The sequence below is a fragment of the Mesorhizobium sp. WSM4850 genome (genome assembly GCF_055811735.1).
Genome location: NZ_JBVVPV010000045.1, coordinates 43,359 through 49,968, shown reverse-complemented (window position 1 = coordinate 49,968; position 6,610 = coordinate 43,359). Strand labels below are relative to the sequence as shown.

Genomic DNA, 6,610 nt, shown 5'->3' with positions numbered 1-6,610 from the left:
CTTGCGACATCGATGGCGTGAGCCACCACGAAAGCGCAAATTTCAGTCCATGCCAAAACTATCTTAGCGCATATGCCGTTTACGGGGAGAGGTCGCCGGCAGGCGGGTGAGGGGCAACGCCAAACGGAACAAGGCGCCAATCAGATCCGAGGTGCTCGTCCTGTTCGGACAACCGTATGAATCCACGCCGCTCTCCGGCAGGACCATCAAAGCCCCTCTTTCGCGGCCTCCGCCAGGCGGGCCGCGTAGCGGGCCATGGTGTCGATCTCCAGATTGACGCGGTCGCCGACCTGACGTTCGCCCCAGGTGGTCACGGTCAGCGAGTGATGGATCAAGAGCACGTCGAAGCGTGTGCCGTCGACCTTGTTGACGGTAAGCGAGGTGCCGTCGAGCGCGACCGAGCCCTTGGGTGCGATGAATTTGGCCAGGCGGCGCGGCGCTTCCAGCGTAAAGCGCACGGCATCGCCCTCCTCCTTGCGCGCAACGATCTCGGCCATGCCGTCGACATGGCCTGAAACGATGTGGCCACCGAGTTCGTCGCCGATCTTCAGCGGCCGCTCCAGATTGATCCTGGTGCCGGATTTCCAGCCCATGGCCGTCGTCAGCCTGAGTGCCTCTTCCCAGGCCTCGACCTCGAACCAGCGCGCGTTGGCGCCGCTTTGCGGCAGCGCCGTCACCGTCAGGCAGACGCCGCCGCAGGAAATCGAAGCCCCAATGGCGATCGTCTGCGGGTCATAGGTGGTGTCGATGCGCAAACCGACGCCCTCTTTCAGCGGCTTGACGGCAGCGACGGTGCCGACATCAGTGACAATCCCGGTAAACATCAGACTCTGGCTTCTTGGTTGGCCATGATCTTTTCCGAAAACCGGTTCCCACTTTTCGGGATCATGTCTTTCAGTTTGACCATGTTCTTGTCCAAAAACCGGCTCCACTTTTCGGGATCATGGTCTTATCCACTCGGCGTAGCTGTCTTCGCCGAAACGCATGTCGCGCAATTTGCGAAATCCTGCCGGGATATGGTCGGCGTCGATGGGCGATGCAATGCCGCTCCTGCCGATCGGCTCCTGCCCCTGGAACAGCACGATGCGGTCGACCAGCCCTTCGGCGAGGAAGGCCTTGGCCACCTTGGCGCCGCCCTCGACCAGCACGCTCGCCATGCCGAGTGCGGCCAGATCCTCGAGCAACTCCGGCAGCGCAATATCGCCTTCATACGTCTCGGTGCCGATGAAGCGCACGCCGGCGCGTTCGAGCGCGGCGCGCCGATGCGGATCGGCTTCGGCACAGGCGGCGACATAGAGCGGAACCCGGTCGACGCCGGCGACCAGTTTCGACGTTTCCGGCAGCCTGATCTGGCGGTCGAGTACGATGCGCGCCGGCGAGCGGTTCTCCAGCCCCGGCAACCGCACCGTCAGCGCCGGATCGTCCTCCAGCGCCGTGCCGATGCCGATCAGTACGCCGTCGGCTTCGGCGCGCATCAGATAGACTTCGCGCCGGGCGATGTCGCCGGTGATCGAGACCTGCCCCGCGCCTCCCATGCCGATCTTGCCGTCGCTGGAAAGCGCAAGTTTCAGGATTACTTCCGGACGTTTTTTTAGGGATCGAATGAGATAGCCGGCCATCTGCTCGGCGGCTTCTGCCACCAGCACCTTTTCGACCACTTCGACACCGGCGGCACGCAGGATCGCATAGCCGTTGCCGGACACGCGTGGATCGGGGTCGCTCGCAGCCCCAACCACCCGCGCGACGCCGGCATTGACCAGTGCACTGGCGCAAGGCGGGGTGCGGCCATGGTGGGCGCAGGGCTCCAATGTGACATAGGCGGTGGCGCCGCGTGCGAGCTCGCCGGCCTCCGCCAGCGCCTCGGTCTCGGCATGTGGCCGGCCGCCGACAGCGGTGACGCCGGTGCCCACGATCATCGGCCCGGTGCCGTCGTCGCGCACGATCAGCGTGCCGACGGAAGGGTTGGTCGAGGTCCGTCCGGCGTTTTTCCGCGACAGCCTCAGTGCCGCCGCCATGAAGCGGCGATCAAGAACCTCTTGCTCGGCTTGGCTGCGCCTTGCCATGCTCAGCCGGCGTCCTCTTCCTTGAGCTCGTCACCTTTCAGTTCACCCAGCACGTCGTGAAAATCCTTGGCCTCGCGGAAATTGCGATAGACCGAGGCGAAGCGGACATAGGCGACGTCGTCGAGCGACTTCAGTGCCTCCATCACCAGGCGGCCGACCTCGCCCGAGGCGACCTCGGTCTCGCCGGAGCTTTCGAGCTGGCGCACGATGCCGGTCACCGCGCGGTCGATGCGCTCGGGATCGACATTGCGCTTGCGCACGGCGATCTCGACCGAGCGCAGCAGCTTGTCGCGGTCGAACGGCACCTTGCGTCCGGATTTCTTCACCACCACGAGGTCGCGCAACTGCACACGTTCGAAGGTGGTGAAGCGGCCGCCGCAATCGGGGCAGACGCGCCGCCTGCGGATCGCCGCGCCGTCTTCGGCGGGGCGCGAATCCTTCACCTGCGTATCTTCGGACTGGCAGTAGGGACAGCGCATGGGCAGCCTTGTGTTCGCGATTCTCGTGGAGCGAAGGCTTAGAGGTTTTTGCCGCGATGGCAAAGTATCGGATCGCGCCTCAGAGATAGCGAGGCGCGGGGAAAATTGCCAGCATCAACGGCAATACCGGCCGATTACGGCGCGACGTCAGCAGTCGGGAACCCACATGACACGCCGAGGCTGCGATAGGCCTTGGTGAAGCCGTCCATCGATACGGTCGCGACCGGCGTGTCGGCGAATATGACGTCGAGCGCGCTGGCGCGGCGCATGGCACGCAGCAGTGCCAGGCTGATCTCGGGCTTGTTGTTCAACATCCATTTTCCGCCGCCACCGGCCATGGCATCGACGGTCGCCTTGACCTTGCCGTCGCCATCGCCGAACACCGCCGGAATGTTCTCGCCAGTCGGCAAGTCCTTGTTCTTCATGGCGATGACGAGGGTCGGATAGCCATTGGGCGGCAGTGCATCACCGTTCGAGATGGCAAGCGTGAGCGTGCCGCTGGTACCGCTCGCGTCGAGGAAGGCGGTCGAGGCGACGCAGGTCTTGCGCAGATTCCCACCGGTATCGATCTCGTCCACCGTGGTGGACCAGTTGCCGAAGGTTTCGGTCTTCGGTGCGGCTGGGGTGGGCGCAGACTGTGCCTGGGCGGCGGACGGCAAGGTGGTCAATGTGACCAACAACACGCCAAGCGCGCCAAAGCCAGCGACACGGAAAATCTGCATCATCGTCAAGGCTCCTGTCCGGACTCCGTCCCCGCTGAAAAAGTGCTTCTCGTCCGGCGATAAGGGACGACAGCTTGCGTGAGCTCAACCGAGGACGACAGCTTGCGTGAGCTCAACCGAGATAGGGATAGAGCGGAAAACGATCCGTCAACGCGGCCACCTTCGCCTTCACCGCTGCTTCGACGGCTGCATTGCCCTCATCGGAATTCGCGGCCTTGAGCCCGTCCAGCACCTCGGCGAACAGCTTGCCGATCTCGCGGAACTCGGCCTGGCCGAAACCGCGCGTGGTGCCGGCCGGCGTGCCTAGGCGCACGCCCGAGGTGACGAACGGCTTTTCGGGATCGAAAGGGATGCCGTTCTTGTTGCAGGTGATGTTGGCGCGGCCAAGCGCTGCCTCGGCACGCTTGCCGGTGGCGTTCTTCGGCCTGAGGTCAACCAGCATAAGATGGTTGTCGGTGCCACCGGAGACGATGTCGAGACCGGTCTCCTGCAAGCTGGAGGCCAGCGCCTTGGCGTTGGCGGCAACGCTCTCGGCATAGATCTTGAAGCTTGGCTTCAGCGCTTCGCCGAAGGCCACCGCTTTGGCGGCGATGACGTGCATCAATGGACCACCCTGCAGGCCTGGAAACACCGCCGAGTTCATCTTCTTGGCGATGTCCTCGTCATTGCACAGGATCATGCCGCCGCGCGGGCCACGCAGCGACTTGTGCGTGGTGGTGGTGACCACATGGGCGTATGGCAGCGGCGACGGATGCACGCCGCCGGCGACCAGGCCGGCGATGTGGGCCATGTCGACCATCAGATAGGCGCCGATCGAGTCGGCGATCTCGCGAAAACGCTTCCAGTCCCAGACGCGCGAATAGGCGGTGCCGCCGGCCAGGATCAGCTTCGGCCTGGTCTCGTGGGCGGTCTTCTGGATCGCGTCCATGTCGAGCAGGTGATCGTCCCTGCGGACGCCGTAGGAAACGACCTTGAACCATTTGCCGCTCATGTTGACCGGCGAACCGTGCGTCAGGTGGCCACCGGAATTCAGGTCGAGCCCCATGAAGGTGTCGCCGGGCTGCAGCAGCGCCAAAAAGACCGCCTGGTTCATCTGGCTGCCGGAATTCGGCTGGACATTGGCGAAGTTGCAGCCGAACAGCTTTTTGGCGCGCTCGATGGCCAGTTCCTCGGCCACGTCGACGAACTGGCAGCCGCCATAGTAGCGCTTGCCGGGATAGCCCTCGGCGTATTTGTTGGTCATGACCGACCCCTGCGCTTCCAGCACGGCGCGGGAGACAATGTTTTCCGAAGCGATCAGCTCGATCTCGTGGCGCTGGCGGCCGAGTTCGTTGCGGATCGCGCCGAAAATCTCCGGATCGGCATCGGCAAGCGTGGTTTCGAAGAAGGGTTCGAATTTGTTCGACACTGCCGCTGCTGTTGCCATGCTTGAGATCCTTGTCGTCCGGGGGTCTGCCGCGCCATTAACACAGTTGCTTTCGCCCCGCCACGTTTGCGGCGCGAAATTTGCTGGTCGGATTGCGGCAGCGAGGCGAAGAGCCACCTATTTCCTCGCCTGCCGGCCGTTCAGCAATGCTTCGCGACGCCACCAGGGCCAGCAGAGGACTTTCACCTCCAAGTCATTGATCGGCTATCATCCCGGCCAAACGGTGCTCGCGCACCACGCGCCATGCCTGGCGCACGTCAAAAAGGCCGCCTCGATGGCGGCCTTTCATCAACTCAAGAACATCAGGGGCTTAGAGTGCAGAGGTGATCTGCAGCTCGTTGGCTCCGTCGAGCCCGTAGATGTCGTCGCGGAACTGCACGACGCCAGGCCCCGTCGACCAGGCCGAGATGTAGAGGAAAAAGACCGGCACCGGATTGGTGACCTGCACCGGGATGTTCTCGCCGCTCTTGATCGACGCCTCGAAATGCTGGCGGCTCCAGCCCGGCGTGTCGCGCAGGATCCAGGTGACGAGGTCGCGCACGTTCTGGACGCGCACGCAGCCCGAGGAATCGAAGCGCATCATTTTGCCGAACAGGCTCTGCTGCGGCGTGTCGTGCATGTAGACGCCGTCCGGACTCGGGAAATTGATCTTGACCGAGGCCATCGCATTGCCGGCGCCCGGATCCTGGCGAAAGCGGTATTTCTCCGCGTCGTCGGTCGACCAGTCGACGGTCAGTGGATCGACCTCGCTGCCATCCGGTGCGAACAGCCGGATCTTGCTGTCCTTAAGATAGTTAGGGTCCTTCCGCATCAGCGGAATGATGTCCTTGCGCACGATCGAGACCGGCGCGTTCCAGTAAGGATTGACGATGATCTCGTTGATCTTGGAATCGACGATCGGCGTCTGGCGATCGATCTTGCCGACAACGGCGGTGTGGCGCAGCACGACGCGGTCGTTCTCGACCGCTTCGATCTGGGCGCCAGGGATATCGACCAATACATAGCGGTTGCCCAGCGTACCGGCGCGTTCGTTCAGCCGCTGCAGATTGGTCTGCAGCTGGCCAAGCCGGACCTGCGCCGAGACATTCATCGCCGCATAGCTATATTGGCCCAGGGTCCCGTCGGAAGGCAGGCCATGACGCGCCTGGAAGCGCTTGACCGCCGCATCGACATAGGAATCGAAGGCCTCTGAAAGGCCGGCGCTCTGCGCCAGGTCGCCCGAAATCATCAAGCGCCTGCGCAATGGCACCACGTCGGGATCGATGACGCCGAGTTGCAACTTCTTGGTGTCCGGGACCCGCTCCCAGCCGCCCTGCGCGACGATGTTCTGATACTGCGCGATCGCCTGCTCGGTGTACGCAACGGTCTGCAGGCTGACGATCGGCAGCGTCGAGGCCACCTTGCCGCCCTCGCTGGCGCGGGCGTCGAACTGGTCGTTCCAGTTGCCGCGGCCCGAGGATTTCAGGATGTCCGCGATCACGTCCTGCGCGCTGGCGCCACCGGCAACCATCGTCGCGGCCAACGCGGAGGCTCCGGAAAGGAAGAAACGGCGACTGGTTCTCATGTACGCTCCAGATAGTCCTGTAACAGTTTTTTCACCGGGCGATCCGCCCGCATGCTAGGCCCGGCCCACTCTAAGGTTGGCGCCCTTAACAATTAGCCAACCATGCCCCAATCGCTTCTGTGCGAGAACGCGCCGGGCGCGATGCGCCTTCACTGAGGCGGTTGGCGGGGAGACGGATTGGCTCGCGCCGCAACATCACCCGCGTTCTCGCTTCCACCGGGAATATGGCGGCAACGTGACCCTGACCGCGATTTGGATCGGCTGGCCTCACGAAACGCAAAGACCGATGCTTTTCGGCACCGGTCTTTTGGATCACTCCCCCGACCGCCCCCGTGGCGCGGTTGCATGCGATGGAC

The 6,610-nt window shown here is 63.6% G+C and carries 6 protein-coding genes; all 6 read right to left on the bottom strand.

Annotated elements, in window-relative coordinates:
• Positions 1–206: 206 nt before the first annotated feature.
• A complete protein-coding gene (locus tag AC0L2Z_RS29260) occupies positions 207–824 on the bottom strand; it encodes a riboflavin synthase (protein WP_473629984.1) in 618 nt (205 codons plus the stop codon).
• A 117-nt stretch (positions 825–941) separates the two neighbouring features.
• Entirely contained in the window at positions 942–2,063 is a 1,122-nt protein-coding gene (gene ribD / locus AC0L2Z_RS29255; protein ID WP_473629983.1) for a bifunctional diaminohydroxyphosphoribosylaminopyrimidine deaminase/5-amino-6-(5-phosphoribosylamino)uracil reductase RibD, read from the bottom strand.
• Between the two features lie 2 nt (positions 2,064–2,065).
• Positions 2,066–2,542, bottom strand: coding sequence for a transcriptional regulator NrdR (gene nrdR, locus AC0L2Z_RS29250; protein ID WP_023798407.1), 477 nt, complete (start codon positions 2,540–2,542; stop codon positions 2,066–2,068).
• 134 nt (positions 2,543–2,676) lie between these two features.
• Entirely contained in the window at positions 2,677–3,267 is a 591-nt protein-coding gene (locus tag AC0L2Z_RS29245; protein ID WP_473629982.1) for an invasion associated locus B family protein, read from the bottom strand.
• 109 nt (positions 3,268–3,376) lie between these two features.
• Positions 3,377–4,690: a serine hydroxymethyltransferase gene (glyA, locus tag AC0L2Z_RS29240; RefSeq protein ID WP_473629981.1), complete on the bottom strand. Its 1,314-nt coding sequence runs from the start codon at positions 4,688–4,690 to the stop codon at positions 3,377–3,379.
• 310 nt (positions 4,691–5,000) lie between these two features.
• Positions 5,001–6,254 (bottom strand): L,D-transpeptidase family protein, encoded by a 1,254-nt coding sequence (locus tag AC0L2Z_RS29235; RefSeq protein WP_091591574.1) that lies wholly within the window; start codon positions 6,252–6,254, stop codon positions 5,001–5,003.
• Positions 6,255–6,610 lie beyond the last annotated feature (356 nt).

Coding starts and splice junctions, on each gene's coding strand:
- nrdR (WP_023798407.1), bottom strand. CDS start 2,542: ATGCGCTGTCCCTACTGCCAGTCCGAAGATACGCAGGTGAAGGATTCG.
- glyA (WP_473629981.1), bottom strand. CDS start 4,690: ATGGCAACAGCAGCGGCAGTGTCGAACAAATTCGAACCCTTCTTCGAA.
- AC0L2Z_RS29260 (WP_473629984.1), bottom strand. CDS start 824: ATGTTTACCGGGATTGTCACTGATGTCGGCACCGTCGCTGCCGTCAAG.
- AC0L2Z_RS29235 (WP_091591574.1), bottom strand. CDS start 6,254: ATGAGAACCAGTCGCCGTTTCTTCCTTTCCGGAGCCTCCGCGTTGGCC.
- ribD (WP_473629983.1), bottom strand. CDS start 2,063: ATGGCAAGGCGCAGCCAAGCCGAGCAAGAGGTTCTTGATCGCCGCTTC.
- AC0L2Z_RS29245 (WP_473629982.1), bottom strand. CDS start 3,267: ATGATGCAGATTTTCCGTGTCGCTGGCTTTGGCGCGCTTGGCGTGTTG.